Annotated in this window: 19 protein-coding genes, 1 pseudogene and 3 CRISPR repeat arrays; of the genes and pseudogenes, 4 read left to right on the forward strand and 16 right to left on the reverse strand. The window is 70.0% G+C overall.

All coding sequences use genetic code 11. From position 1 onward, the window contains the following. The first annotated feature begins 126 nt into the window (after positions 1 to 126). Positions 127 to 398: direct repeats of the CRISPR family, unit length 29 nt; unit sequence GTGCTCCCCGCGCGAGCGGGGGTGTTCCG. Between the two features lie 193 nt (positions 399 to 591). The 9 genes from cas2e to E1283_RS05425 all read right to left on the reverse strand — a co-directional run bounded on the left by cas2e (position 592) and on the right by E1283_RS05425 (position 13,390). Continuing rightward, positions 592 to 909 carry a type I-E CRISPR-associated endoribonuclease Cas2e gene (gene cas2e, locus E1283_RS05385; protein ID WP_132816712.1) on the reverse strand — a complete coding sequence of 106 codons (318 nt, stop codon included), beginning with the start codon at positions 907 to 909 and terminating at the stop codon, positions 592 to 594. Positions 910 to 939: 30 nt separating this feature from the next. Beyond that, positions 940 to 1,929, reverse strand: coding sequence for a type I-E CRISPR-associated endonuclease Cas1e (cas1e, locus tag E1283_RS05390; RefSeq protein ID WP_132816727.1), 990 nt, complete (start codon positions 1,927 to 1,929; stop codon positions 940 to 942). Positions 1,930 to 2,018: 89 nt separating this feature from the next. Beyond that, positions 2,019 to 2,774, reverse strand: a complete 756-nt coding sequence (gene cas6e / locus E1283_RS05395; protein ID WP_132816713.1) for a type I-E CRISPR-associated protein Cas6/Cse3/CasE — start codon at positions 2,772 to 2,774, stop codon at positions 2,019 to 2,021. After that, on the reverse strand, positions 2,771 to 3,610 hold the full coding sequence (gene cas5e / locus E1283_RS05400) for a type I-E CRISPR-associated protein Cas5/CasD (protein WP_132816714.1): 840 nt from the start codon (positions 3,608 to 3,610) through the stop codon (positions 2,771 to 2,773). The genes cas6e and cas5e overlap by 4 nt, the downstream gene beginning before the upstream one ends. Next, the gene (cas7e, locus tag E1283_RS05405) at positions 3,607 to 4,782 is read right to left on the reverse strand and encodes a type I-E CRISPR-associated protein Cas7/Cse4/CasC (RefSeq protein ID WP_132816715.1); all 1,176 of its coding nucleotides are present in this window, start codon (positions 4,780 to 4,782) and stop codon (positions 3,607 to 3,609) included. The genes cas5e and cas7e overlap by 4 nt, the downstream gene beginning before the upstream one ends. 54 nt (positions 4,783 to 4,836) lie before the next feature. Then, positions 4,837 to 5,571 carry a type I-E CRISPR-associated protein Cse2/CasB gene (casB, locus tag E1283_RS05410; RefSeq protein WP_165956016.1) on the reverse strand — a complete coding sequence of 245 codons (735 nt, stop codon included), beginning with the start codon at positions 5,569 to 5,571 and terminating at the stop codon, positions 4,837 to 4,839. A gap of 99 nt (positions 5,572 to 5,670) precedes the next feature. Beyond that, on the reverse strand, positions 5,671 to 7,254 hold the full coding sequence (gene casA / locus E1283_RS05415) for a type I-E CRISPR-associated protein Cse1/CasA (RefSeq protein WP_243744611.1): 1,584 nt from the start codon (positions 7,252 to 7,254) through the stop codon (positions 5,671 to 5,673). 264 nt (positions 7,255 to 7,518) lie between these two features. Further along, a complete protein-coding gene (cas3, locus tag E1283_RS05420; RefSeq protein WP_243744612.1) occupies positions 7,519 to 10,455 on the reverse strand; it encodes a CRISPR-associated helicase Cas3' in 2,937 nt (978 codons plus the stop codon). 131 nt (positions 10,456 to 10,586) lie between these two features. Beyond that, positions 10,587 to 12,138: a CRISPR direct-repeat array (repeat unit 29 nt; unit sequence GTGGTCCCCGCGCGAGCGGGGGTGTTCCG). A 517-nt stretch (positions 12,139 to 12,655) separates the two neighbouring features. Next, positions 12,656 to 13,390, reverse strand: coding sequence for a hypothetical protein (locus E1283_RS05425; protein ID WP_132816718.1), 735 nt, complete (start codon positions 13,388 to 13,390; stop codon positions 12,656 to 12,658). A 185-nt stretch (positions 13,391 to 13,575) separates the two neighbouring features. Between E1283_RS05425 and E1283_RS05430 the strand changes: the two genes are divergently transcribed. Next, complete coding sequence (locus E1283_RS05430; RefSeq protein ID WP_243744613.1) at positions 13,576 to 14,967, forward strand: NsdA family TPR-like regulatory protein; 1,392 nt, start codon at positions 13,576 to 13,578, stop codon at positions 14,965 to 14,967. A 27-nt stretch (positions 14,968 to 14,994) separates the two neighbouring features. Here the strand turns inward: E1283_RS05430 and E1283_RS05435 are convergent, their stop codons facing one another. The 3 genes from E1283_RS05435 to E1283_RS05440 form a co-directional block, all read right to left on the reverse strand. After that, positions 14,995 to 16,017: an NAD-dependent epimerase/dehydratase family protein gene (locus E1283_RS05435; protein ID WP_132816719.1), complete on the reverse strand. Its 1,023-nt coding sequence runs from the start codon at positions 16,015 to 16,017 to the stop codon at positions 14,995 to 14,997. Positions 16,018 to 16,397: 380 nt separating this feature from the next. Then, a CRISPR array of direct repeats spans positions 16,398 to 17,036; the repeat unit is 29 nt; unit sequence GTGTTCCCCGCGCGAGTGGGGGTGTTCCG. Between the two features lie 737 nt (positions 17,037 to 17,773). Then, positions 17,774 to 17,932 (reverse strand): hypothetical protein, encoded by a 159-nt coding sequence (locus tag E1283_RS37055; protein ID WP_165956017.1) that lies wholly within the window; start codon positions 17,930 to 17,932, stop codon positions 17,774 to 17,776. A gap of 77 nt (positions 17,933 to 18,009) precedes the next feature. Beyond that, positions 18,010 to 19,236 carry a helix-turn-helix domain-containing protein gene (locus E1283_RS05440; RefSeq protein ID WP_132816720.1) on the reverse strand — a complete coding sequence of 409 codons (1,227 nt, stop codon included), beginning with the start codon at positions 19,234 to 19,236 and terminating at the stop codon, positions 18,010 to 18,012. Between the two features lie 105 nt (positions 19,237 to 19,341). Between E1283_RS05440 and E1283_RS05445 the strand changes: the two genes are divergently transcribed. After that, positions 19,342 to 19,890: a GNAT family N-acetyltransferase gene (locus E1283_RS05445; RefSeq protein ID WP_132816721.1), complete on the forward strand. Its 549-nt coding sequence runs from the start codon at positions 19,342 to 19,344 to the stop codon at positions 19,888 to 19,890. Between the two features lie 71 nt (positions 19,891 to 19,961). Here the strand turns inward: E1283_RS05445 and E1283_RS05450 are convergent, their stop codons facing one another. Both E1283_RS05450 and E1283_RS05455 read right to left on the reverse strand, forming a co-directional pair. Then, the gene (locus tag E1283_RS05450) at positions 19,962 to 20,624 is read right to left on the reverse strand and encodes a response regulator (RefSeq protein WP_132816722.1); all 663 of its coding nucleotides are present in this window, start codon (positions 20,622 to 20,624) and stop codon (positions 19,962 to 19,964) included. Next, positions 20,621 to 21,796 carry a sensor histidine kinase gene (locus E1283_RS05455; RefSeq protein WP_132816723.1) on the reverse strand — a complete coding sequence of 392 codons (1,176 nt, stop codon included), beginning with the start codon at positions 21,794 to 21,796 and terminating at the stop codon, positions 20,621 to 20,623. The genes E1283_RS05450 and E1283_RS05455 overlap by 4 nt, the downstream gene beginning before the upstream one ends. Positions 21,797 to 22,003: 207 nt before the next feature. On the opposite strand from E1283_RS05455, the pseudogene E1283_RS05460 reads away from it, so the two are divergent. Both E1283_RS05460 and E1283_RS05465 read left to right on the forward strand, forming a co-directional pair. Beyond that, positions 22,004 to 22,924, forward strand: a pseudogene (locus E1283_RS05460) (ATP-binding cassette domain-containing protein). Then, positions 22,921 to 23,775 carry an ABC transporter permease gene (locus tag E1283_RS05465; RefSeq protein ID WP_132816724.1) on the forward strand — a complete coding sequence of 285 codons (855 nt, stop codon included), beginning with the start codon at positions 22,921 to 22,923 and terminating at the stop codon, positions 23,773 to 23,775. Before E1283_RS05460 ends, E1283_RS05465 begins: the two are co-directional and overlap by 4 nt. A 129-nt stretch (positions 23,776 to 23,904) precedes the next feature. Here E1283_RS05465 and E1283_RS05470 read toward each other — a convergent pair whose 3' ends face one another. After that, complete coding sequence (locus E1283_RS05470; protein ID WP_132816725.1) at positions 23,905 to 25,740, reverse strand: glycoside hydrolase family 2 protein; 1,836 nt, start codon at positions 25,738 to 25,740, stop codon at positions 23,905 to 23,907. Positions 25,741 to 25,778: 38 nt separating this feature from the next. Next, complete coding sequence (locus E1283_RS05475; protein WP_425086130.1) at positions 25,779 to 26,624, reverse strand: carbohydrate ABC transporter permease; 846 nt, start codon at positions 26,622 to 26,624, stop codon at positions 25,779 to 25,781. Positions 26,625 to 26,700: the final 76 nt, after the last annotated feature.

Consider the following 26,700-nt stretch of genomic DNA (forward strand, 5'->3'; position numbering starts at 1 on the left):
CGCCCGTTCAGACCTCCCACTGCCCCTTCAGCAAGACCCGCCCGACTCTGAAAACATGGAGCGATGACGATGGACCGAAGCGATCACGTTCTGGCAAAGTCGCCCTAACACTCCAGGTCAGAAAGAGTGCTCCCCGCGCGAGCGGGGGTGTTCCGAGCGGCACGCTCCACGAAGAGGGCTGCTGGCGTGCTCCCCGCGCGAGCGGGGGTGTTCCGCCCTGGATCAGCGGGGCAGGGGTCGAGCACCCGTGCTCCCCGCGCGAGCGGGGGTGTTCCGACGTCGGAGGGGCAGTACATCTGGCAGCCGTCGTGCTCCCCGCGCGAGCGGGGGTGTTCCTTCCGGACCGAAATACGCGGACATCAGGCCGGAGTGCTCCCCGCGCGAGCGGGCGTTCCCCGGCGGCACGGGAGTTCCAGGGTCCAGGAAGTGGCGTATCCCACGCCAGCAGGGCAATCCGAGCTCAACAGCTGCTGGGAGTACGGAGGGCAGGTGTTCCCGATGCAAGCGGGACTGAGCTCAGTACTTGTTAACGCCACTCAGCACAAAGCGCCACGCGCCGGGGAACAGTCGGGAGGTGGAACTCCAGAAGACCTAGTCGGGCGGTGAGGCGATCTCAGGAGGCTCTTCCGGCCGGAATGCGATGAGAGTGAGGCCGTCGAAGTCCAACGGAATGCGGCGGCGTTCACCGGCGGTGCGGAGTGCGTAACCCTGTTCGTTGGCCTCCGGGTGTACGAGGACTGCGGCGCCCGCGCCGATAGATGCGCTGACGACGTGCCAGAGTTCGTCGCGGACGCGGCCGGAGAGGGTGCCGACATAGAGACCGGGTGTGGGTTCGATCATCCAGCGCGTGAGAGCACCGCGGACGTGGTCCGGGACGGCGGTGGTGTTGAGCACGGTGAGAGAGGACATGAACGGCGCCCTTCTAGAGGCGGTCAGGCGTCAGGGAGTCGGACGGAGATCGGCGACGTCTCCGTCGGGTGCCGGATCATCCAGATCGACGCCGTCCAGCGAGTCAAGGCGCCCGGCATAATTCACGCCGGCTGGGACGGAGCCGACCTCGGGGTCCCAGAGGTTGACCAGTTGGACCGACTGCCCGTCAGGGGCAGGCTGAACTTCGTCGGGAGAGAGGAGGGACTGGACGTCCGTGACGATCCGAGGCAGGAGTTTGAAGAGGCGTAGTCCTTCACGGAAGCCCCGCCGGGCCATGCCCTCGGGGTTCGGCGTGTCGTGGAGCGAAAAGGCGAGCGGAATTGTGAGTTCCGCTTTGTAGAGGTCGGCCACGTCGTAGACCATCGCGTGCTGTTTGCCCTGGTGCACGAACCCCAGAGCAGGTGAGCAGCCCAGTGCGACCAGCGCGGCGTGGACGATGCCGTACAAGCAGGTGTTGGCCGAGGACAGAGCACGGTTGACCGGGTCCTGGTCGTCCCAGGCCGCCGGGTCGTAGTTCCGTCGGAAGCGGGCGATGCGGTGCTGTTGGGCCAGGTGCTTGTAGAGGGACTTGACCCGCTGCCCTTCGAGGCCACGCAGCGTGTTCAACGACGCGGTCGGCGGCACGGGCACATTGAACCGCTTGATGTACATCTGGCGGGCCACGGCCAGGCGGCGCTCCGGGTCGCTCCATTGGTGTACCTGGTGTTCCAACCAGCGGGTGGTGAGGGCGTCCGAAACCGTGGACGAGTAGCAGCGGACTCCTCCCGATCCGCTGCTGACCACTGTGGTGCCGTGGCGCGCGAACGTGGTCATGGCCGGTTGTGTGATCGAGGTACCTGGCCCCAGGAGGACACAGGAGAGCGCCGAGGTCGGGAGGTAGACGCGGGTGATGTCTCCGTCGGCCGAGGTGGTCTCGGCGCAGACGCCGGTGTCGTCCTGGACGATGCGGACAACGTCGGCGTAGAGGAAGGACAGCGAGTCGCCGACGCGGGGCAGCATGGCAAGCGTGGGGGCGGCGATCCGGCGACGAGCCGACGCCTTGTCGTGGGGTGATCCGTCCGGTACGGGTGATGGCACAGGCTGTCCCTTCAAGCTCCGAGCGCGGTTGGGGCGATACTGAGCAGCCCGCAACCGTAGGACTTACCGCGGCCGATGCCGGTGAGGAGCGCCTCGCGTAGGGCATCGGCATCACGGATGGTCGCTGTGCCCTCGAAGCGGGTGGTCTGATGTGGAACCCGCACGTGGTTCTCCTGTCGGCGGGGGGTCTTGCTCGGCTTCGCCTCCGGGGTGGCGCTCGTGCGGTCGTGGATCCGGTGCCATGCGGTGAGAGCTTCGCCGGGTTCGGAGAGGATGGTGTGCGGCATCAGGCCGGCGGCTGGGGCGCGCTGGGCCCACCAGTTGTCCGCGTCCTGGCCGTGGAGCGGAATGGCCTGCTTCCAGCGTCCCTCGGTGCTGTTGCGTCCGCAGCGCCGAATGGTGTTGCCGAGCAGCCGATAGCGGACGACGAACCCGGGACGCAACGCGGTGAGCAAGGGGCTCATGTCCTTGCTTCGCGTCTCGGCGTAGCCCGGAGGAAGAAGTTCCGGATCGAGTGGAGTACGGCTCTGGACGAGGAGGAGGAGCCCGCCAAGTGCGTTCGTCTCCAGGCGGAAGAGGATGCCGGCGCGGGAGCGTGGGCTATCGCCGAAGTCGTCGTCCGGCAGCAGTTGCATCACCCGACGGTGCAACGCGGCGGCGTCGGAGAGGTCGCGCCGCACAGAGTGGCTGGCGGAGTTGAGAAGCAGCTGCGTCAGCCACGCGGTATGGGCGGCGTGGAGGGCCGCAGGAGGCGCCGCGATGCTCATGGCTCGGTCCGTTCCGGGGTGGAGGGGTTGAAGTAGGCGTCGATCGCCTGGAGATAGTCGATGCCGTAGCCGCCGCAGAGGTCGACGGGCAGGGTGCAGCTGGTCGTGTACGAAGGGCGGCTCCGGTAGACCCGGTCCTGGGGCTTGAGCCGCACCGGCTCGTCGTTGAGGGTCGTGACAGCTGCCCTACTGGACTCCGTCGGTGGGATGTCGGAACCGAAGGGTGCGTCGGAGGTGAACTTCACGGTGACTTCCGTGTCCTTCTTCGCGCTCCGGGGTTTTGGACGGGCGAGGGGAAGCCGCAGCAGGTCCGCGACGGGGTTCGGCCGGTCGCGGCCGAGTACCAACAGCGCACCGGGCGGGCAGGAGCGCCGTCCGAGGTGGAGTGGCCAGCGTGGTGTTTCCAGGGCTTGAACGCATTCGGGGAGTAGATCCACGTCGGTGGGTGCGGTGACGGCGACGGTGAACGCGGCGTCGGCCAGATAGTGCCGGTGCGAGACGATGGTGCCCTGACCGGCCTTACGCCGCCCACCGCTGGCCGTGGGTGCGGTACGGTGCGGAGGGTAGCCTCCGCCGACGGTGTGGTAGTCCCGCATCCGGGTGCCGATGCGGTCGTGGCGGATCGTGAAACGGAGACGGCTGAGGCGGCCGAAGTGCGTCACCATCCCGTCCACGGGGTCGGTGACCGCGTCCGCCCGTGTGATGCCAAGGGCCGCCGCGATCATGCCGATCAGCCCCGACCGCGTCGGGTGGGCCGCCGAGTCGCGGTCCGTGAAAGCACTGTGCTCGCCCCAGGACTGCATGGGTGCGCTCAAGTGGAGGAGGAAGCCATTCACGCGCTGGCGCTCCCGTTCCCCGGCCAGGCGGCAGCGATGGCACCAGCGACCAGGGCCGGGTAGGAATCGGCCCTGTCTCCAAGCCCCTCACGGTTGTTGTCGTCAACGCCGGCATGGGAACTGTGGAGGACACCTGAGGCGCCGATCAGTTTGGCCACTTTCGCCGCATAGGAACGAAGAGCCTCCCGGGACGGCTCTCCCCACCCGCCGCGTCCGGCCCTGACCGGTTCCTCGAAGGCCGCGGCCAGGGAGACCGGCCGGTCGGAACGGACGACGAGGTGCACCAGGTCGGGCACGGTGTGCGGGGCGGTGGAGTTCTTCTTGGCGGACGGCAGGCTGTCGATGAACGCCGTGACGAACGACTCGGCCAGTTCCCTGGCCATGCCCGCGTCCGCGACGTTCTCCGCCAGGTCGCGAAGGTCGAGGGTGGCGTAACGGTAGAAAACGCCGCTGCTGAACTCGGCGGAGTTCATGTGGGCACTGCCGGCGTCGGTGGCCCACTGGTCGACATCGTCCACCGCCGTGAAGAAGTCGGCCTGCACGGAGGTGCTGTGCGTGGTGAACGCGTGGGCGACCTGCACCGCACCGTCGACTCCGGCACCGGGAATCTCAGCGAGCATACGTCCGAAAAGCGCGATGGACCCGTTGCGCGACTTCATGACGTCGTGCACGGCGTCCTTGGGCAACTGAGCTTTGGCCGCCGATTTGGTGCCGAGCGCCTTCTCCAGCTTGGCCCGCCCCTGCTCTGCGATGTCGGCGAGAGCCTCGGCCGCGCCATCCGGGAGGAACAGGAGGGAGGCCGTCTGCCCCTCGTTCTCCAGGTCGAGTTTGGATTCCGTGGATCGGATCACCTGGGCGCCCGCCAGGTCGGCGAGGTCCTGCGGCCAGCCGCGTGCCACCAGCGCCTTGGACACCTGGAGCGGCAACCGGCGGGTACGCAGGGCGCGCTGGCCGATCCTCACCTCGACCGCCTTGCGGGTGGGCCGCTTCCAAGCCTGGCTGGAGACGCGGGTCCGCGTGCTGCCCCCGAAGACCACGGTCTTGGGCGACCCCAGGTCATCCCGGTTGACATTGCTAAAGGGCAGGGACTGGAGGATGTGTACGTCGAGGAAGCGCGGCGCTGGCTGCCCGGCGTCCTGTGTGGGGGTAACGGTAGGCGTCGAGGTGGTCATCGTCGGGTGCTCGTTTCTGTGAGGACGGTGATGGGCGGCGTCTCGTGGAAGGTGTCAGTCGTCTCGCGTGGCGCGGCGGATCGTGCGGTAGAAGTCCTCCAGCCAGCGCATGGCCGTCTCACCGCGCTGATAGCGCCAGAACGCGATGTCGTGGAGCAGACGCCCGTAGTCAATGGGAACGCCACTCGATCCGAGGTGGCGTGCGATGGCCGGCAACATGCGATACATACCGTCGGTCTCCTGGCGCACCAGCAGGTGCAGCCGGGACTCGATGCCACCGGCCCGAGTGCCATCCGGGCGATCCCGGGTGACGGCCTGGGCAAGGCTCGTGCCCAGGCTGGTGCCCCAGGACGGCCGCTGATCCGTCGGCCGTTCGGTCTCCGATCCGGCCGTGTGGGCCGGATCGGCGCCGGACGGGTCCGCGACGCCTTCGTCCTGACCCGAGGCCGCGCCGGCGTCCTCCGGCTCCATCGCGTGGTCGTCGGCCTTGCGCATGGTGCGCGGTCGGGCCGCGATCAGGGCTGCCACGGCGTAGTAGGCGCGTTTCTCGGTTGGGCGCGCGGAGTCGGGAACGAGCCCTCTGCGGAGCAACGCCGCATGGGTTCGAGCAGGCATTTCGTCCAACGGCTTGCCCAGTCCTCGGCGGAGCGCCTGCTGAGTGCCGGGCTCCCCGCACGCTTCACGTACTTTCATGACGAACTCGTCGTACGGTGCGAGCCGGTCGACACGAGGTTCCGCCAGCGCCGAACTGTCGTGCCCGGCGGGAGTGTCGACTTCTGCCGTAGTCATGGGCATTTCCTCCTACGGTTCCTGGTCCTGGACGGCGATGTCCCTGGCTGTTCGCTTCAGTTCCCGAGGCGCCGTCTGCCATCAAGAGGGGGCACGGCGTCAGGGCTGGCGGTCCGAGAGCAACGACCGGACAAGGCCGCGGGCCTTCTCCCTGGCCCTCGCGCCTCGCGGTTCGTCAGCCACCGACGCCGTGACGTCGTCGAACGCGCTCAGGGCAATCCGCCCGAAGTGCTGGAGGGCGTTGGTGAAGTCCTTGGCGTCGAAGAGGCCCCAGAACTGTCCCTCGGCCGCCGGCCAATAGACCGCAAGGGCCGCCTCAGGCCAGGGGCCCTTGCCCTTGGTTGTTCGGCCGCCGGGCTGGTCATCGGTGAATGGCAGCGTGTATTCGCGCCAGGCGGCACGCAGCGCTGTCTCGAGGCGCCAGGCCGCTGTCTCCGCCGCTTGCTTCCCGGTCTCGACACCGCGTGCCAGGCGTGTGTCGGGTTCGGCATCGGAGTCTTCGAGCAAGCTGATCAGATGTGGCGTGACGGCCGAGAAGTACGTCCGATCTCTGGTCTGTCCGTCCTGATCGAATCCATAGGCGACGACGCGCAAGCCTCGAAGGACCGGTTCAGGAAGTTGGCCGCCTGTCAGGCTGTCCAGAACCGGTGGTCGTCGTCCGCCCCGCGCCCTCTGCTGGAGGATGAGGGCGTCCAGATCGCGCCACAGCGCACGTTCCGCCTTGGCGTCACGGGGTCGGAGACTTCCGTCCTTGGCTTCATCCCAGATGAGGTACGGGTCGGCCACCTCCGGCCGGTTGACGCGCAGCCCCCAGGTGATCGTCGCGTCTACCACGTGATCGCCGCTGGGATCCGGGCGCAGGAGCACGGCGTGCTGAAATCGGCCGGTGAGCATCGCCATGGGCCCGGACGGGGGCTTGGGCGCCGCCTCCAAGGCCGCGAGCGGCCGGTCGTGCTCCCAGGGACAAAGGTCGTCCTCGGGCCGAGAACTGTTTCCAGGCCACGTGTCGGGGGCCGGGATGCCCAGCAGCAGGGTCTCGTACAGATTGCGGCCGACGGGATGGCAGGACAGGACCCGGCGCAGCGGCCCCGCCATGGTGTTCCCGAAGCGCTGCCCGTCCACGGTTCGTGTAGTGCACTGTCCCGAGGGGCCGTAGTACAGCTGGGCGAGGAGGTGAAGCATCGCCTCCCCCGAGGGCAGCGCCACCTGCCGAGTATCGACGAAATGCCCAAAAAACACCGGGTTGTTGCCTGCTGGCCGAGAGAGCACAAGCTTGTTGACACCGGAGGTGCCGGAACACTCGTCGGCCAGACGAGGCTCCTGGAGAAACGGACGTGCGGGATCGTGGAGCCGCAGACCATCCGCGTGCCGGTCGAAGTACTCGTCGACGGCTCCGGGGTCGAAGGCGGCTGTCTCCTGGAGCAGTCCGAAGCGCCGGTCCAGCCAGGCATCGATGCCGTCCCGGGCCGTGTCCAGCCCGGTGATCCGGGCGGCCATGGCGTACAGGACACGCATCAGGCCGGAGGCCGCCGGGGGGACGGTGACCGCAAGCCCCTCCAAGTAATGTGCGGCGATGAAGAGTTCACGGAAACCCACACGACGTGTGACTCCGCCGGCCGAGACCGGCACGCAGGGCCGAAGGCCGAGGGGGAAGCGGTCATCGGCGACCGCGTCGGCAGACACGAGAGACGAACACCTCGATCGATGAGACTGACCGCTCCCTGGATGAGGCCGGGGAAGAGGTCGTACTCTGCAGGGAATCTCCGCGGTGCGGAGCGGAACTCCGCGCGGGCGGAGGTGGACCGGTGAGCAGTAGGGGCAGCACATGCCACCCCTCGGTTTCCCCGCGCGAGCGGGGGCGGTCTCGCCAGTTGATGACAACCTACGTACTCGCGGGCCGCTGCACCGGAGAATCACGAAAGGTGATTACTAGGGGACCTTTCACCCTTACACTTCGCTCTCCATCACCAGCCCCAGGGCATCGTCGGAGATCACGCGGAAACGGCCCATGACAGCACCGGTCACTCCCCCCTGCGGGTCCACCTGGTGTGGGAGAAGCACCAGTCGGGCCAGCCGCGGCTCCTTGGTCCATGAGATGGGTGGCTCGTTCGCCGGGCCACACGCCGCGCGCCATGCCCCGTGGGCGAGCGGCGCCGCGTAGGCGAGCAGATCGCGAACCTCGGGGATGGTGAACCGCTTGTCCCGCCCACGCCCCGTCTCGGGAAGCGGAACGGTGCACGCCGTGTCCAGCCACCTGCCCTCTCCGTTCTCGAAGACGGGCAGCACCGGGACCGACTCGGCGCCCAGCCGGGTTCTGATCAGGTCTTCGTCGGCTTCGCTGGTGGTCAGTGTCTGCAAGGAGAGGACGCGATCGGGTCGGGGCAGGGCGACCATGTCGGCAAGAGCGCTGCGTGCCATGTCGTCGGCGAGCCGCTTGATGTCCTGATCGACCAGGCGTTCGGGGGCTGTGGACACGAACTCGTCGGCGTATACGGCGTCCACGAGCGACTGCACGTCACCCGGCACGGCGATCGCGCGGCCTCCGCGGCGTTCCAGTAGTTCGAGCGTCCGCATCAGCAGCGACGTCTGGTAGACCTCCCCCCAACTCCTGGGAATGGCGAGCCGACGCCCTCGCGCGGTGGGGGCCAGGACGACGAGCCTCGGTCCGGTGGACCAGGATGGTCGAGGTGGTGCTGGGTCCAGGTGTCGCCAAACCCGCCCAGCCCGTTGCAGCAGCATGGCCATCGGCGCGAGGTCGGAGAGCAGCAGGTCGAAGTCGAGATCGAGGGACTGCTCGATCACCTGGGTGGCGACCACAATCGCCCCTCGCGGGCCGGCGGGCCGCCGGACGCCCGGCTTGTCCGTACGCCCGAACCACCGCTCGGCCTCGGCAGTCAGCGCGGCTCGCCGACGGCCGGGAAAGCGAGCGTGAAGCAGGCGGAGTCGGGGCCCAGCGGCTGCGTCCTCACGCTCCCGGTCCTCAACGGAGCGGTAGTCCCAACCGAGGTACCCGTCGCCGTGACAGGCGTGGAAGTGGTCGCGGAGAGCCACGTAGGTCCGTTGTGCTTCAGCGACCGTCGTGCAGATCACCGCCGCGCATCCACCGCCGTCCGTGAGGGGTCCCAGCTCCCTGATGACAGCGGCCAGCCGACCGTCGGTCCGATCCGCCTCGTAGCTGTGAACGACATGGCGGACGTCCACGGCCAGATGTCGCTTCCGGTCACTGGCCAACGGCCCTGACTGCTCGATGACCAGATCGTCCTCGGCCGATGCGTAGAGCCACCCCGGATAGGACGGCACGGGAAGCTGTCGCGTGGCATTGGCCGGATTGGCTCCGGAGAGGTATGACCGCACCATGCCCCGGGCGAGTTCGCCGGTCAGAGTGGCGGAGAGCAGGACGACCGGGACACCCAGCGCCCCCAGCCACTCGAGAAGCCGAAGGAGCAACGCATGGGTGTACGCGTCGAAGGCGTGTGCTTCGTCGATGACCACCGTCTTCGTGGACAGACCGAGATGCCGCAGAGCGTTTCGCTTCAGAGGCAGCACTCCCATGAGCGCCTGGTCGATGGTTCCGACCGCCAGCGGAGCCAGGATGCCCCGCCCGCGTCTACGCAGCCACCGGCCGGCCTCGATGGAGACCGGAACACCCTCGGCGGCACGACCGCTTTCGCAATCGGACAACACCCTTGGCTCGGGCACGTCGACCGCCCCCTGTACACCACCCGAGTACGGAGCGAAGAGGTCGGCCGAGCCGTGAAGCAGAGTGAGCTGGGACGATTCCAAGAGGTTCCGCTTGGCGAACACCACCAGGCGGCCGTACATCTGGTTCGCCGTGGCCTGCGTCGGAAGGGCGAAGAACAGGCCGCTACTGCCGACTTCCTCCCCAAGCAACGAGGCGGCGTACAGCGCCGTCTCCGTCTTCCCCTCCCCCGTGGGAGCCGTTACCAACAGAATCCCTGGCCCGGCCAACCGCGCGCCCGCCAGCCCCTTCTCAACGCTGCTCTGCAGCGGAAACGGCGATGCGATCTCGGGAAACAGGTCCCGGAATCTCCCGGAGCGGAACGTCGCCTGCCCCAGGCCGGCGTCCTGCAGAAGCGCGTCTGCCTGATCTGCGACTCGCCGCGCATGCGTGTTCAAAGCGTTCGGGGAACGACGGTCCGGCAGTCGCCCCATCGCTTCCTGCTGCTGTTCAATCAGGTGTTCCTGGCTGGCGATCCAGTCGGAGACGATCACCATGCCCGCCAGCACGACCGCGAGGTGCACGGGCATGGCCCGACACCGAGGGGCAGGCGGACGCCCCAGAACCCCGTACAGGGCCGCCACGTGTTCGGCACGCTGATCCGCCCACGCTCCGGAACCGAGTTGAGGCAGCCGTTGCAGAGCGTTGCGCAGATCCCGCGGGTCGTTGTCCATCGGATAACGACCGTGGTGCCCACCCAGAACCTGCGCCACTTGTGTCAACAGCAACTTGGCCAACCGGCCGTTCGTGCCCGGGTACCCGAGCTCGATCAGGAAACGCGGCAGCACCGCATGAGTTGCTACCTCATGACGGATCCTGCCGGCCGAGTTGTCCACCGACCGATCGTGCGCGTACGCGGTTTCCCCCAGGAAGGCACAGTGTGCTGGCCGACTGCGCAGGATCATGTCCTGAAACTGCGGAATGATCTTCCCGAGGTCGTGCAGCCCAGCCCAGAACATGAGTGTCTGCCTGGCCTCCCCCGCCGGCACACCCAACGCCTCAGCGAACAGCCGTCGTTGCCGGACAGTCAGCACCCGATCCCACACCGCGCCGCACACCATCGCCGTGTCGATGAGATGCCCGATGACGGGATAGGGCTCATCCAGCCCATCGGACTTGCCACATAACCGAGCGTCGAGCACCACGCACCTCTTTCCAACCATGCTGAACCGGGGCTGGGTACTCAAACACACGCCTCTGACAACATGGAGCGGTGACGGCGAAGCCCTACCTTCAAGAGTCGGCAAAGTCGCTCCAACACCCCAGGTCAGTAAGGGTGGTCCCCGCGCGAGCGGGGGTGTTCCGACCGAGAAGGAGGCGAAGGAGCGAGCCCCGCAGTGGTCCCCGCGCGAGCGGGGGTGTTCCGTCGCTGACGATCCAGAAGGGCGTGCCGCTGACGTGGTCCCCGCGCGAGCGGGGGTGTTCCGGCGCCGCCGACTATGGACAGCTGACCGTCGAAGTGGTCCCCGCGCGAGCGGGGGTGTTCCTGGCCGAGGAGTCCGAACGGCTGCACCGTATCGTGGTCCCCGCGCGAGCGGGGGTGTTCCGTCGGTGACGACCGTGTACCAACTGTCGTCAGTGTGGTCCCCGCGCGAGCGGGGGTGTTCCGAGCAGCACAACCCCGAGGCGCATCGCAATGTCGTGGTCCCCGCGCGAGCGGGGGTGTTCCGTTCGTGCTGCTGGACTGCCGGGTGTTCACCGGGTGGTCCCCGCGCGAGCGGGGGTGTTCCGCGCACGGTGTGCCTCCGGGTGGTGCGGTGTGGGTGGTCCCCGCGCGAGCGGGGGTGTTCCGAAGCACGACGAGGTGAACGGCTACGACGTGGCGTGGTCCCCGCGCGAGCGGGGGTGTTCCGCTCCTCGTGGGCAGCGGTACCAAGTCGATCCCGTGGTCCCCGCGCGAGCGGGGGTGTTCCGGTCTGCTACGGCCTCGGCTTCCTCGTCGACCCGTGGTCCCCGCGCGAGCGGGGGTGTTCCCGCGGCCGAGTGGGTGTCGGGGTGGCAGGCGAAGTGGTCCCCGCGCGAGCGGGGGTGTTCCGTACTCGTCGATGGTGTGCCAGGTGGCGGCAGCGTGGTCCCCGCGCGAGCGGGGGTTCCGGGCCAGAACGGCACGGCCGCCAAGAAGATCTGGTGGTCCCCGCGCGAGCGGGGGTGTTCCGGCCGGCTGGACGTGGATTCGCCACATGCGCCCGTGGTCCCCGCGCGAGCGGGGGTGTTCCGCGCGGGCGAGCTGGGCCGGCGCCTTGACCCGTGTGGTCCCCGCGCGAGCGGGGGTGTTCCGGGTGCCCTGGACCTGGCTGCGGCGGCCGAGGTGTGGTCCCCGCGCGAGCGGGGGCGTTCCAGTGGCGCGCAATCCGGCCGCCGAAATTCGCATGTGGTCCCCGCGCGAGCGGGGGTGTTCCGTAGTTGCTCCCCAATCGCCCGAGCGCCCTTGGGTGGTCCCCGCGCGAGCGGGGGTGTTCCGGAACTTGCCTCGGTGTTCGTCGACCCCGAGGCGTGGTCCCCGCGCGAGCGGGGGTGTTCCGGTGCCGTCGTGGATCTGGGACCGGTAGTGGTCGTGGTCCCCGCGCGAGCGGGGGTGTTCCCCCGGGGTTCGGCGGGCGGACCGGCAGCGGCGGCGTGGTCCCCGCGCGAGCGGGGGTGTTCCGTGCACCACGTCGTGTTCGTGAGCGGTACCGGCGTGGTCCCCGCGCGAGCGGGGGTGTTCCGGACATCTGGACGGGTGTTTGTGACCGGCACGTGTGGTCCCCGCGCGAGCGGGGGTGTTCCGGCGCGGATGACGCCGCCGACCAGGCCGCCCTCGTGGTCCCCGCGCGAGCGGGGGTGATCTGCTGATCACTCAGCCGCCGGTCCGCCTTTCGATGAGGTCGTCGCGCAAGTGATGTTGAGGATCCCGGCCATGGGTGACAGGGCGGATAACTGGCCGCACCGTCAAGCGTCTGGGCCAGATGCGCGTTGGGAAGGCCGTGGAGTTGTGACGGCCTCCCCCTCCAACTCGCTGTTCAGGGCGTATTCCGCCCCAAACACGACGAACGAAAGAACGGTGAGGTACAGGGGGACGGCGAGAAGGGCAAGCGGGTCAAGGACGAAGGCAGCAGCAGCGCAACGATCAACTTGCTCTCAATTGCGAAGCCATACCGAACGCGGCTCGGTAGAGCCGCTCCAGTTCCCTGGCACAGCGGGCACAGTAGAACAGTGGCACCACGCCCAGCTCACCGACCACCTCGCCACTGCTGACCAACGGCTCTTCGGCCTCGCCACACCGCCAGCACTGGAGACTCGCCCGCAACGCGGTGCCCACCCGCCGCATCGTCTCGGCGCCGTCGTCGCACACGGTCGGCACGCCTTTCACAGCTCCCCTCGCCGTCGGTACTCGGCCAACAGGCACTCCAGCAACGCGCCGCCATGAGTGGTCGGTCGGCGATGCGGCTCCACCCTGGTGAGCCAACGTCGGCCACAGCACGCCCGACGTCCGTCCGCCAGCGTGAGATCGAGAGCGGGGAACTGGCTGGTCCCGCGAGGCCCCACGCGGAAGACGTCGCGCAACTCACGGCGCGCCGGCCAGCCGGAGGCCGCGCCCGGCGGGATCAGAAACTCCACGGTCTCACGAGCCGGCACCTCCAACACCGGGCCAATGCCGGCGACATGGCGAGGGAGACGTGCCAGAACCGCCCACCCCAGCGGTCGGGAGACGCGGACCACGTCCCACGACCGTCCCACCGGCACCGAGACGGCCCTCCGCGACCGCCAGGCGTCGATGACGTCCTCCTCGACTGCGCCGGCGGCCACCACCCAGGCGACGGCCGCCATCAGATCGCCGCCCAGCGGCGCGGCGGGCCAGCAGGCACCGCAGACTCGTACCGCCCAGCCGAGACATCCATCCGGAGTACGGGTGTAGGCGTGGCCACCGGGCCGGAGGCCGACCGCCGTCCCGCAACGGGCGCACACCTGACCGTCGAGTCGCCGCTCTATGGCTTCGGAGGCATTGGCCAGATCCAGGAAGAACGACAGCACGTCAGGTGCGTCGGCCGTGTTCATCGTGGTACGGGCAGCCCTGGCCGGCTCCAATTCGGCAGTCGCCATCCCAACCCTCCTCGCTCGTGGTGTCACCAGTGACACAGAGCGTGGCGGTCAACCATGGAACACGACCATGCCAAGGGAGGTCTCATCTCGTGCCCGTCGCGGTGACGCGTCCGCTCACCGGGGCATCACCTGGGTGTCACGTGGGTCGGCGTCCGGGCGATGGCTCGGTCCAAGGCTGCACACTGATGCCTGGCAGAGGCACGCCGCGCCCCGCCTCGTCACGCAGCCGACACAGGGGTGAGCAGATGGAAGCAAGGACGCTGCTACAGGTGCTCGTTCGGCAGCTGAGGTGGTCGTACGACCGGTTTCGGCGGGCGTACGAGCAGGGCGCTCGCGAAGTCGCGACGATGCGGGGTGATCCGCACATCGCCAGCGCGACGGTAGCTGAGCCGACATTCCGCCGGTGGACCTCCGGCTCGATCAGGACCCTCCCCAACGAGCCGGCGCCGACAATCCTGGAGCACATCTTCCGGAAACCGGCAGGCGAGTTGTTGGCCGCGCCCAGAGAAGACGCCGTGCCGCTGCCGGGCGCATCCGCCATCAACGAGAGTGAGATCACGATGACTGCGCGCAACGCCGCCGAACACGCCGGAGAGGCAGCCTCCTGGGCTCTGCCGGACATGACCATCGACCAAATCGAGGACGACGTGCGTCGGCTGGCCAGGACCTACCTCGCCACCGCCCCGGCCGAGTCCTACAGACGTGGTGCCGAACTGCTCCAGTTGGCGAGAACAATGCTCGACCGCACCCAGCGCCTACGACAGCGCGAGCGGCTCTACCTGCAGGCCGGCGCCACCGCTGCCGTGATGGCCAGCGCCTCCTTCGACCTGGGCAGCCTGCCGTCTGCCGTCCAACTCGCCCGCACTGCTGCCCTCTACGGAGAGGTCATCGACCACGGCCCACTCCAGGCGTACGCGCACGGTGCCCTGGCCTACCTCGCCTACTGGGACGGCCGGCCGGCGGAAGCGGTTCGCTTGGTCACCATCGGACAGAACTTCGGCGGCCTCGGGGACACCGCGACGACCCGACTGGCCACGATTCGGGCTCGTGCGCACGCCCACCTTGCCGACCCCGAGTCCGCAGAGCACGCCATCGCGTCACTCGATAGCCCCGCCATGGGTCGACGTGACGATCTGCACGACGACATCGGCGGCGAGTTCGGCATGCCGCCGGCCCGGGCCGCCATGTCCAACGCCACAACCTGGATCCTGCTGCGCGACGGCACCGGTGCACAAGCCGCGGCCGAACGTGCGCTGGAGCTCATCGAAGCGCGGCCGACCGCGGAGCAGCCCGCCCTGCGCGGCAAGGCGGCCGTCGACCTCGCCCGCGCGCGAATGCTCCAGCGAGACCTGGAAGGCGCGGCCGAGGCCGTCGAGCCGGTGTTCGCGCTGGAGGCCGACTGGCGGACCATGGGTGTACTGGAGCGCATGGCCGGGCTGCGGCACGACCTGATCCGGAGTTCACTCGCCGACGCTTCCGCGGCGAAAGCCCTCGGTGAACGCGTCGAGGAGTTCACGGCGACCAGCTCAGCCAGCCGGAGCCTGGCCTCGACCGGCCCGCTCGCGCTCGGCCTCTGACCGAGTCTGATCGCGTCAGCTCGCGTTCTACCCGCCGGCGACCGAGGCCAGGATCTCCCGCTCCCGCTCGGGCGCGATACCGTGCTCGTCCCAGCGCGGATGCTCCACCGGCACGCCTCCGCTCTGAAGCCAGGCCCAGGTGTCAGCCACGGTCTCGGCCAGTGGCCGACACACCAGCCCGGCCGCGAACGCGCGGCTCGCGTCCACAGCCCACCCCCCGGGCGCGGTACGCCACAGCGGTAGTTCCGTCCATTGCCGCACACCGGCCTCGACCAGCACCTCGTTCGGCACCCACCGCAGTCCGCCGCGGCTACCCGTGATCTCAAGGCACGTTGTGAGCAATCCGCCCATCGTCTCGCGCCCGATCGGCGCCGCGATGTTGAAGGCGCCCCCGGTGCCTGCGCCTGCCTGATCCAACGTGAACGCAGCCACGTCCCGAACATCCACGGGCTGGATCGTCTGCCCCGGTTCGCCCGGAGCCAGCACGGGCCCCCCTCGCTCGGCTCTACGTAGCCACCACGGCAGTCGGCCGACGTACTCCTCAGGACCGAGGATGACGCCCGGACGCAACATCAGCGCGCGGTCAGCGCCGAACGCCTCGATGACGGCCCGCTCCGATCCGGCCTTCTGGATTCCGTACTGCCTTGCCGGCGAGCCGTCGCTGCCGAACTCCTCGTCGGCGTCCGGCGGTGCTTCCCGAAGTGGAGAGTCCTCCGAGAGGGGCTCGTTGGGCCAGCCCACGTAGGCGTTGACCGTCGACACGTATACGTACCGCCCGGCCACCGGTTCGAGGGCACGCGCCCCAGTGAGAATCCGCCGCGGCGCGAACTCTGCGGAGGACGTGTCGATCACGACGTCCCACGGCCCGGCGTCGGCCAACCGTTTCAGGTCCGCCTCCACCTTCCGATCACCACGAATCGACCGGACACCGGGCACATCCCGGCCCGACCTCCCACGGCTGAACGTGCTGACGTCCCAATTACGTTCGAGCGCCTGCCGTGCGACGGCACGCCCGAGGAACCAGCTCCCGCCGAGTACGAGAATCCGCATGCGTCGATCCTGCCCCACGCATGGACATCGTCAGCACCATCTGATCAAGCGGCAACGAGTTTGCTACCTACCGGACGCCCCCTGGCGAGCGGCAGCGCGCTCCCTGCCTCGAGCGAAAAGGCAACCTCATCAGGTCGTTCCTCCGTGCCAGGTGGTCGACCGCCTTCTCGACGCGGGACACCCCGCTTTGGCCAACGGGGCCGCACGCTCGGCCCGGTCACGACCCCACGGCCTCGGAGCCCGTCCCATCATTCGGCCGAGGCTGGGGACTCGCTACATCGCAGCGGGCACCGGAGTCGTTCTGACACCATGGCGAGGTGAAGACGGGCAGCCAGGGTTACGAATCGGCAAAGCCACTGTAGCGCCGCAGGTCAGAAAGGGTGTTCCCCGCGCGAGTGGGGGTGTTCCGCCGAGGATGTCGGCGAACACCTCCTCCGACTGGTGTTCCCCGCGCGAGTGGGGGTGTTCCGCCCAGCAGCACCTTGGGCTTGCGGTCGCCGGCGTGTTCCCCGCGCGAGTGGGGGTGTTCCGCCCCAGTTGACGGTGGAGGGGCGGGCGCCACGGTGTTCCCCGCGCGAGTGGGGGTGTTCCGTAATTGGCCCGCTGAGCCTTTCCGACGTACCTGTGTTCCCCGCGCGAGTGGGGGTGTTCCGGCGGTAGCGGCGATCCTGGCGGACCCGCAGAAGTGTTCCCCGCGCGAGTGGGGGTGTTCCGTTGCCGGGTGAGGTGTCGGCGAGCACCCCGAAGTGTTCCCCGCGCGAGTGGGGGTGTTCCGCCGGCATCAGGTGGCCCACGTGGTTGCGGTAGGTGTTCCCCGCGCGAGTGGGGGTGTTCCGGGCTCCCGATCTTCGGGCGTCGCGCAGCATGGGTGTTCCCCGCGCGAGTGGGGGTGTTCCTTCGGTGGCCGTGTCGGTGTTGAACCACCCGACGTGTTCCCCGCGCGAGTGAGGGTGTTCCGAGCTTCGACTCCATCCAGGAAGGTCTCCTGTTGTGTTCCCCGCGCGAGTGGGGGTGTTCCGCTGCGGGCCTGGCGTCGGTTCTTCGTCCATCGGTGTTCCCCGCGCGAGCGGGGTGGGCCGGTGACGTTCACCGGCTGGAGAACGGCCTGACGAAAACCGGGCTGGACACGCTCCTCGACATTCCGCCCGCCTTCCTGATGCCCGGCGGGCCGCCGCTCCCCGAGGAGTAGCCCTGGCCGTCGCCGCCCACCCCGAGGACGATGGCCAAGGCCCTGCGTGCTGGCTCGTCTTGACTCGGACCAGCGGCGGTGCCTGCTGGTGCCGCTCGGGGAACACCAGCAGCAGACGACCCGACAGGACGGGGGTGGGTGTCCGCTGCCGGGAACATCAGGGCGGCTCCAGCGACTCCAGGCTGGCGAACCACGCGCGACCCGTAGCTGTCAGACCGGCCGTGGCAACGGAGGCCACGCCACCGGCAGCGCCAGCGCGACGCGGACGACGGTCATCGGAGGGCCATCTGTACCAGCACTTCCGACAACCACCCGGCGACTCACCCGGCCAGCAACAGCATCACGCGGCGGCGCGCGCACTCACGGGGCATCGGCCACCGCCACCAGGACATCGGGGTGGGCCTTCCACTCCCACCCGCTGCCGTCGACCGGCCGGACGTGTGCCTCGGCCGCGATGACCCGGCAGGAGCGTTGGCCACGAACTCTACGACGCCGTCCAGCCGACCGACACGGCCCGTGGCGGGGTCGGTGACCAACTGGCCCATCAGCGTGTGCGGGTCCCGTCGTTCATCGCGCGGCCGCCGTTCCGGGGCGCCAGCAGCAGTTGGCCGCGTGGTCGTTGTCGGACACGATCTCGCGGTCGCAGTAGCCGCACGTCACCGGCGCGAGGCTGATAACGGGCCCTTCCAGGCCGGTCACCATGAGGAGGTGCGCGGTCTCGTCCATGCCGGTGACGCTACAGACATGGGCGTGATCGTTTGCGGAGCACCCGCCTCGGAACGGCCACGGAACGTGGCCGTCTGTTACAGGGCCCGCAAGTACGTGCCGAGCGCGGCCTGATCACGTGTCAGCGGGCGCCGGCGGGCGCGCTGTACCCGTTGGAACACGTTCCTGGCCATCTGCTGGTGCCGCAGCCACTCCGGGGAGATCCGGTGCAGGCGGCCCAGGATCGCCAGCGCCTCGTCGCCGGTGCCCTCCATGGCGTGGGCCATCGCCACGTCCAGGAGGTGTCGCCGCCCGAACGTCGGCGTCGGCGGAGGGGGCATCCGCTCGGACAGGCCGAGCGCCCGCCGCGGCTGTTCCGCCGTCATCGCGTTCTCGATCGCCTGGTAGGCGACCGTCCGCCAGTCGAACCTGCCCCAGGTCCCCGTGTCGACGGCTGTCGCCTTGCCGAGCGCCACACCGGCCGTGCGGGCCAGCCGCAGCATCTCGCGAGCCTCCGTCGGCCGGTTGTTCCTGGCCGCCGCGCTGGACGCGTGGACCAGCAACTTGCCCCAGGCGCCGAGGTCCGCCCTCGTCGCCCGGGAGATGCGCGGCTCGGACTGGTCGGCCGTCGCGATCGACACCTGCTCGGCCTCGTCCAGTCGGCCCTGCCGGATCAGCAGCCAGCCCTGCTGGTAGACGGACGCCGACACCCCGCCCTGGTCGTGCGCGTCCGCCGAGTCCCGCACGGCGTCCCGCAGCGCGGTGTGTGCCAGATCGTAGGCGCGGACCTGGACGAGGTAGCGGCCGGCCATCTGGAGGACGCGCCCGCGCAGCCGCCGCGCCTCGGTGTTCTCGGGCCCGCCGTCGTAGTGCCCGACCGCGGTGTGGGCCGAGCGGATCAAGGCGGGCAGGGACTCGGCGACGGTGCCGTAGGCGTCTCGGTAGTACGCCTCGGCGACGGCGTCGGCGGCCCGCCGGAGGTGGTGGAGGTCCGGTTCCGGGTCGGCGTCCGCGCGGTGGGAGAGCGGGCCGAGGGCGGTCACCGCCGGGGCGATGGCCTGTCGCAGGGGCATGAGTGCCGCGTTGTCGGCGTCGGGGTCACGGGCCTCGGCGTGTGGCGACGGGCCGTCGATCAGCCGGCTGGTGCGCACGCCGAGGGCGCGGGCGAGAGCGTGATACGTCTCCACGCGCGCCTGCCCGCCGCGCTCCAGCTTCTTCACCACCCCGAGGCTCAACCCGGCGCGTTCGGCCAACCCTTCCCGGGTGAGCCCCCGGGCCCGCCGGATCTCTCGAAGTCGGTCGCCTCGTGAGCCATCGTCACGCATGACGGAACCCCGTCCGTGTCGGCCAGTTGGTCACTTGTCAGCATAGGGCGGGGTTTCCGGCGCGGAGCCCCTTCGCGCCGACGGGCCCCGATAGGGTCACCCGACATGTATCCGGTGACCCTCGCCCATGGGCGCCTCGCCCTGCGGGAACTGCGCTTCGACGATGTCGACGACGTCCACGCCGTCTACGGCGACGAGGAGGCGACGCGGCATCTCTCGTTCGAGCCGCGCTCCCGTGAGCAGGTCGGGCAGATCGTGGCCGGCTGCATGGTGTCGGCGACCACTCGGCCGCGGGTCGAGTACGCGCTGGCGGCGTGCGAGGCCGACGGCGGCCGGCTGATCGGGTTCGCGCGGCTGGCACTCGAGGGGCAGCGGGCGGCCACCATCGGCTTCGCGATCCGGCCGGACCGCTGGGGGATCGGCTACGGCTCGGCGCTGGTCGCGCTGTTGCTCGGGCTGGGCTTCGACGGCCTGGGGCTGCACCGCGTCTGGGCCGCCAGGGCTCCGGAGAACGAGGCGTCGCGGGCGGTGTTGGAGCGGGCCGGGCTGGTGGAGGAGGGCCGGATCCGCGACCACGTGCATGTGCGCGGCGCCTGGCGGGACTCGATCGTCCACTCGGTGCTGGAGCACGAGTGGACGCGGGCCGGCGCGTAGCGGCGGCCGCCTGCCGGGAGCAGTCGACCGGGCATCACGGCTCCGGGCCCGGCCGAAGCCGTGGTGCTCGCTCAGTCGGGCAGCGTGACGAGCCCCGTCTCGTGGGCGATGATCACGAGCTGGACCCGGTCTCGGGCGTCCAGTTTGGTGAGCAGGCGTGACACGTGCGACTTGGCGGTGCCCACCGTGATGAAGAGGTCCGCCGCGATCTCGGTGTTCGTCCGGCCGTGCCCGATGAGGGTCAGGACCTCCCGTTCCCGCTCGGTGATGCGCGCGTCCGGCCGTGGGGTGCGCCGTCGGGGCTTGCCGACGAGGTCGGCGATCAGCCGGCGCGTGACCCCCGGCGCGATCAGCGCGTCGCCGACGGCTACCACGCGGATCGCCGCGAGGATGTCGTTCAGCGCCATGTCCTTGACCACGAAGCCGCTCGCTCCGGCCCGCAGCGCGCCGTAGACGTAGTCGTCCTCGTCGAACGTGGTCAGGACGAGGACGCGCGTCGCGGTCGGGCCGGCGGTGATCAGGCGGGTGGCCTCGATTCCGTCCATGCCGGGCATCCGGATGTCCATCACCACGACATCGGGGCCGACGTCCCTGACCAGTCGGACCGCCTCGGCGCCGGTGGCGGCTTCGCCGACGACCTCCAGGTCGGGGTGATCGGCCATGACCAGCCGCAGGCCGGACCGCACCAGTGGCTGGTCGTCGGCGAGTACGACGCGTACCGGACCGGCGGTCATCGGACCTCCACCGGAACTCCGACGGGGTCGGGCAGCGGCAGCCGGGCCGTCACCCGGAAACCGCCCTCGGGACGCGGCCCGGCGCTGAGGTCGCCGTACAACAGGGCGACCCGCTCCCGCATGCCCACGAGACCGAAGCCGTGGGACGAGCCGTTCCTGGTGGTACCGCGCCCGTCGTCGACGATCTCCACGGACAGTTCCTCGTCCCGGTAGTCGACGAGCACCCGACAGCGCCCGGTGCCCGCGTGGCGGACCACGTTGGTCAGCGCCTCCTGAACGATGCGGAACGCGGACAGGTCGATGTCCGCCGGCAGAGGGCGCTCCGCCCCGCTGCGGCGCACCTCCACCTGTACCCCCGCGTCGGCCGTGGCCGCCGCCAGCCGGTCGAGGTCCGCCAGACCAGGCCCGGGCGCGAGGGCCGCCTGCCCCCGCGCGGCCGCCGTGCCCGGCTCTTTCTGACGGAGCGCCACCAGGGTGCGCCGCAGGCCCGACAGGGTCTCCCTGCTGGTGGCCTCGATGGCGCGCAGTGCCTCACCGGCCTCCGTGGGCCGGGTACGGATAACCTGGCTCGCCGCCCCGGCCTGGATGGCGATGATGCCGATGCTGTGCGCGACCATGTCGTGCAACTCCCGTGCGATCCGCAGCCGTTCGGCGATCAGGGCCTCGGTCACCTCCTGCGAGCGCAGCGCCACCGCGTGCTCGCGGCGCTCGCGGCCCAGCAGCCCGACCGTGCAGGCCGCGGCCATCGCCAGGAGGGCGATCACGAGATCGGCGATCTGGTTGGGCCCGTGCGAGAAGCCACCGATGACCAGGAACTGGACGACGACGGATCCGGCCACGGCGACGATCGAAGCCCGCCGCGCGCGGGTGGCGACGACGAGGCCCAGAACGAGGTCCGCCGCCAGGTACGACAGGAACTGGCCCTGATCCGAGGCCGACAGGTGCGCGGGGGCGCTCGGGACGCCCACCACCACGGCAGTGGAACCGAGAAGCGTGAGGAACAGGGCCAGGAGCGGCGCGCGGCGCAGCACACCGACGAGCAGGCTCGCGGCGAGCAGTGTCCCGACACCGTGGACCCAGCCCGAGGCGCGCGGCGCACCTCCGATGAGCAGAGCCACCGCGAGGAGATAGCCGGCGCCACCGACCCAGGCCGTGATCTTCGTTCTCATCATCGGTGGTGCGGCCTCTCAGGAGGGAAGCCGCGCTGAGCGACGCACGCGGGCGACGGGGCGGTCGGTGTGGCGTCCATCCCGCGAGACTACCGAGCCGCCGCCCCCGCGGAATCAGCCCGCGGACGTACGCCCACGGGCGAAGGCGGCCCCGCGGTTGCCGCCCACGGCCCCATGACCGGACGGGCCCCTCCCGGCAGGGTTGCCGAGGTGATCGAGGTCAACGAACTCACCAAGCTCTACGGCGGCAGGACCGCCGTCGACCAGCTGTCCTTCACCGTGCGACCGGGCCAGGTCACCGGTTTCCTCGGCCCCAACGGAGCAGGCAAGACCACCACCCTGCGGATGATCCTCGGACTGGACGCCCCGACCGGCGGCTCCACCACCGTCAGCGGCGTCCCCTTCCGCAGCCACCCGCGCGGACTGCGGCACGTCGGCGCCCTCCTCGACGCGGGCCACGTCCACGGCGGACGCACCACGGCGGCCCACCTGTCGGCCCTGGCCCACAGCAACGGGCTCTCCCCACGCCGGGTGGACGAGGTGCTGCACGAGGTGGGCCTGGCCGAGGCCGCGACCCGCCGGATCGGCGGCTTCTCGCTCGGCATGAGGCAGCGGCTCGGGATCGCCACCGCGCTGCTCGGCGACCCGCCGGTGCTGATGTTCGACGAGCCGGTCAACGGCATGGACCCGTAAGGCGTGCTCTGGATGCGCCGCCTCTTCCGGCGCCTCGCGGCCGAGGGCCGTACGGTCTTTCTCTCCAGTCACCTCATGTCGGAGATGGAGAACATCGCCGACCAGCTGGTCGTCATCGGGCGGGGACGGCTCATCGCCGCCGAGTCGGTACGGGACTTCGCGGCACGCGGCACCCGCCTCGGCGTCGTGGCGGGCACGCGGCAGGCCGCCGAGCTGACGTTGGTGCTGACCGCCGCGGGGGCGTCGGTCGAGCCGGAGGGATCGGCGGACGGCGAGAGGCTCGCCGTCACCGGGCTGTCCACGGACCGGATCGCGGCGCTCGCCTTCGAGAGCCGGATCCTGCTGAACGAGCTGACCACCCGAACCGCCTCACTGGAGGCGGCCTTCATGGAACTCACCACCGACAGCGTCGAATACCAGGCAGGACAGCCGCGATGACCACGCACTCCTCGGCCACCCCGACCGTCTCCGCCACGACCCACGCCGAGCCACCCGTCCGGTTCCGCGACCTGCTCGTCTCCGAGTGGATCAAAACACGGTCCCCGCGCTCCACCCAGTGGGTCCTCGCACTCACCACCCTGTTCGTCATCGGGTCCGCCGCCGTGGCGGCGATGGCGGAGATCGACGGCCTCCGGTCGATGAGCGCGGCCACCCGGGCCGATCAGGGATTCCTCGTGTTCGTCGCGTTTCCCGCGACCGGTTACCTGACGCTGATGCTCGTCGCCGGCAGCCTCGGCGCCCTCACCGTCGTCAGCGAGTACGGCAGCGGCCTGATTCGCACCACCACCGTGGCCGTCCCCGCCCGTGGCGCGGTGGTCCTGGCCAAGGCGGTCGTCACCGCCGCGCTCTGGACCGCGGTCGGCCTGGTCGTCTCCACCGGTTGCCTCCTGGTCTCCCAGGCCATCCTGAACGGGCAGCGGGCCGGGGTTCCCCCCACCCATCCCGGCGTGCTCCGGGCGCTGGTGGCGTCCGCCCTGCTGCCCCCGGTCTGCGCGCTGATCGGCCTCGGCCTCGGAGCTCTGATCAGGAACAGCGCCACCACCATGGTCACCAGCGCCTTCACCCTGCTGATGCTGCCGTCGATCTTCTCGACGAACACACGCTGGTCCGCCGCCGTGAACCACGCGATGCCGGCCATGGCGTGGCGGCGTCTGATCCGGAAGTGGACACCGGATCCCCATGCGCTCGCCCACAGCGCCACCGTCCCCGGCTCGTGGGCCGTGTACGTACTCTGGCCGCTGATCGCGGTCGTACTCGCGGTGGTCGTCGTGCGGCACCGCGACGTGTGAACGTGCCTCCGAGACGCGCACACCGCACACCGGATGGACGCGGACGACGCCGAGCGCCACCCGTGCCGGAGCCGCCGCGGCGGCGGTACCGGCCTGGGCCGGTCTCGTCGCCGCGGCGGCTCCCGGCTGCTAGCTCTCCAGGGACGGGTCGGTCGACTCGATGGCGGCCGGGCGGAGTTGGGCGGCCCGCACCCGGGAGACGTCCAGCTTCCCGGTGCGGTCGAAGCGGTAGATCCCGTTCTGTTCCTGGAAGACGTCGGTGAGTTGGGTGTAGCAGTAGCCGAACATCTCCGGGTGGTCGAGGAGTACGCCGGTGAGGCCCGCGAAGCGGGCGTGGAACTCCTCCTCGTCGCGGGGCCGGTCGCCGTAGCCCCACGACTCGCGCCGGTCGTCGCCGCGCGCCTCGGCGGCGGTCTCCGGGTGCCACCAGATGCCGCCGAACTCGCTGACGAAGTACGGCTGGCCGCGGTAGGGGACAGACCACGGGCGGCCGTCGGGTGAGGCGTTGACGAACGGCTCGTTCTTGTCGAGCCCGGTGAACAGCTCGGCGAAGGCGGCCGGATCCTGCTCGTAGGTGTGGGAGTCGTAGACGTCGGTCTCCGGCACCCGGTGCGCGTAGCCGGAGGCGTCGAGCACCGGCCGGGTGGTGTCCATCGCCTTGGTGGCCAGGTACATCGCGCGGGTGACGTCGTCGAGGTCGGTGATCCGGTCGTGGAGCCACTGGTGGGTCTCGTTCAGCGGGCACCAGCCGACGATCGAGGGGTGCGAGTAGTCGCGCTCGACGGCCTCCAGCCACTGGGCGACGTAGGACGCGTCGGGCCGCTGGTTGTTCTCCGAGGTGGCGCCGGTCGCGCAGCCCCAGTCGCCGAACTCGCCCCAGACCAGGTAGCCGAGCCGGTCGGCGTGGTAGAGGAAGCGCTCCTCGAACACCTTCTGGTGCAGCCGGGCGCCGTTGAAGCCGGCGGCCAGGGCGAGTTCGATGTCGCGCACCAGGGCGGCGTCGCTGGGGGCGGTCATCAGGCCGTCCGGGTACCAGCCCTGGTCGAGGACCAGGCGCTGGAAGACGACGCGCCCGTTGAGGGTGATGGCCCGGCCACGCCTGCCGACCGAGCGCAGGCCGGCGTAGCTGTCCGCGGTGTCGACCAACGTGCCGTCACCGTCGAGGAGTTCGAGGCGCAGTTGGTAGAGGTGCGGGTCCTCGGGGCACCAGACGCGGCGGCGGTCGTCGGGCACCGGTAGGTGGAGGCGGGGGGCCAGGTCCAGGTCGGCGCGGGCCTCGGCGCGGGCGACCTCGCCCGCGGCGTCGCTGAGGACGGCGCGTACCCGGTGGCCCGGACGGTTCTCGGAGATCGGCAGTTCGAGGTGGAAGGCGGAGCCGGCCAGGTCGGGGGTGATCCGGGGCCGACGCAGGTGGGCCTCGGGGACCGGCTCCAGCCACACGGTGCCCCAGATGCCGGTGACCCGGGTGTAGTTGCAGTCGTGGTTGGCGTACTTCACGGCCTGCTTGCCGCGCGCCTGCGGCCCGTGGCGGTGGTCCCTGGCGCGCACCACGAGGGTGACGTCCCGGCCATGGGCGGGCACCTCGCCCAGGTCCGCGGTGAACGGGGTGAAGCCGCCGCGGTGCCGCGCGACCTCGACGCCGTCGGCCCAGACCGTGGTGTCGTGGTCGACGGCCTGGAAGTGCAGCCGCGCCCACCGCCCCGCCCAGTCGGCGGGCAGGGTGACCGTCCTGCGGTACCAGACGGCCTCCAGGAAGTCGGTCTCGCCGACGCCGGAGAGTTCCGACTCGGGGCAGAAGGGGACGGTGATCTCGCCGTCGAGGTCACCGGCGGGCAGGCCGCGTTCCAGGCCGCTGTCGCCGCGGTCGAACGCGAACTGCCAGGTGCCGTTGAGGTTGAGCCAGTCGCCGCGGACGAACTGCGGTCGCGGGTACTCGGGCCGCGGCACGGCGGAGGGGGTGGGCACACGAACTCCTGTCTGGATGTTGCGGTGGTCGGTGAGGGTCAGGCGCCGCCGAGGCCGGTGGTGGCCACGGATCTGACGACGCGTCGTTGGAAGAAGAGGAAGACGACGATCAGCGGGGCGGCGGCCACCACCGCGGACGCCATGGACTGGGCGTAGACGAGGCCGAAGGTGTCCTTGACCGTGGCCAGGCCGACGGGCAGCGTCATCAGGTCGGGGTCGTTGGTGACGATGTAAGGCCACAGGAAGTTGTTCCACGCGCCGATCAGCACGAAGACGGAGACCGCGGCCACGATGGGCCGGGAGAGCGGGAGCACCACGGAGCGGAAGACCTGGAGGTCGGAGGCGCCGTCGAGCCGGGCGGCCTCCTCCAGTTCGCGCGGGATGGCGTCGAAGAACCGCTTGAGGACGAACACCATCATCGGCGCGACGGTCTGCGGCAGGATGACGGCCCAGTAGGTGTCGACCAGGTTGAACGCCAGCATCTGCTGGAACAACGGGACGATCAGCAGCTGCGGCGGCACCAGGATGGCGGCCACCGTGACGGCGACCAGTGCCCGGCGGCCGCGGAAGGTGCCGCGCGAGAGGCCGTAGGCGGCGAGCGTGGACACGACGACGGTGATCACGGTGACCGCGCCGGTGATCAGCACGCTGTTGAACGCCCAGATCGGCACGTTGCCGCCGTCGAAGATGTCGCGGTACGCCTGCAGGGTGAGGGGGCCCTTGATCGGGCTGAGCCCGGGGGACGCGGCATCCTGCTCGCTCTGGAGCGAGCTGAGCAGCGTCCAGGCGAACGGCAGCAGCCACGCGGCGGCGAACAACGTGAGCGCCGTGCCTCTGCTCGTTGAGGTAGTCCAGAGCGGCCAGCTTCTCGGCGAGGTCGGGATCGTCGTACTTGTGCAGCAGTTCGTCCACCGCGGTCTGCATCTGGTAACACATCGTCTGCAGTTTGGTGGTCGCACC

The organism is Streptomyces hainanensis (genome assembly GCF_004348415.1).
Taxonomy (GTDB): Bacteria; Actinomycetota; Actinomycetes; order Streptomycetales; family Streptomycetaceae; genus Streptomyces; species Streptomyces hainanensis.

Bases quoted from the DNA above. Each gene is read 5' to 3' on its own strand.
- casB (WP_165956016.1), bottom strand. From the start codon at position 5,571: ATGACTACGGCAGAAGTCGACACTCCCGCCGGGCACGACAGTTCGGCG.
- E1283_RS05465 (WP_132816724.1), top strand. From the start codon at position 22,921: ATGACCACGCACTCCTCGGCCACCCCGACCGTCTCCGCCACGACCCAC.
- E1283_RS37055 (WP_165956017.1), bottom strand. From the start codon at position 17,932: ATGGACGAGACCGCGCACCTCCTCATGGTGACCGGCCTGGAAGGGCCC.
- E1283_RS05425 (WP_132816718.1), bottom strand. From the start codon at position 13,390: ATGGCGACTGCCGAATTGGAGCCGGCCAGGGCTGCCCGTACCACGATG.
- cas6e (WP_132816713.1), bottom strand. From the start codon at position 2,774: ATGAGCATCGCGGCGCCTCCTGCGGCCCTCCACGCCGCCCATACCGCG.
- E1283_RS05435 (WP_132816719.1), bottom strand. From the start codon at position 16,017: ATGCGGATTCTCGTACTCGGCGGGAGCTGGTTCCTCGGGCGTGCCGTC.
- cas7e (WP_132816715.1), bottom strand. From the start codon at position 4,782: ATGACCACCTCGACGCCTACCGTTACCCCCACACAGGACGCCGGGCAG.
- E1283_RS05455 (WP_132816723.1), bottom strand. From the start codon at position 21,796: ATGATGAGAACGAAGATCACGGCCTGGGTCGGTGGCGCCGGCTATCTC.
- E1283_RS05430 (WP_243744613.1), top strand. From the start codon at position 13,576: ATGCCTGGCAGAGGCACGCCGCGCCCCGCCTCGTCACGCAGCCGACAC.
- cas1e (WP_132816727.1), bottom strand. From the start codon at position 1,929: ATGCTGCCCCGCGTCGGCGACTCGCTGTCCTTCCTCTACGCCGACGTT.
- E1283_RS05445 (WP_132816721.1), top strand. From the start codon at position 19,342: ATGTATCCGGTGACCCTCGCCCATGGGCGCCTCGCCCTGCGGGAACTG.
- E1283_RS05440 (WP_132816720.1), bottom strand. From the start codon at position 19,236: ATGCGTGACGATGGCTCACGAGGCGACCGACTTCGAGAGATCCGGCGG.
- cas2e (WP_132816712.1), bottom strand. From the start codon at position 909: ATGTCCTCTCTCACCGTGCTCAACACCACCGCCGTCCCGGACCACGTC.
- E1283_RS05450 (WP_132816722.1), bottom strand. From the start codon at position 20,624: ATGACCGCCGGTCCGGTACGCGTCGTACTCGCCGACGACCAGCCACTG.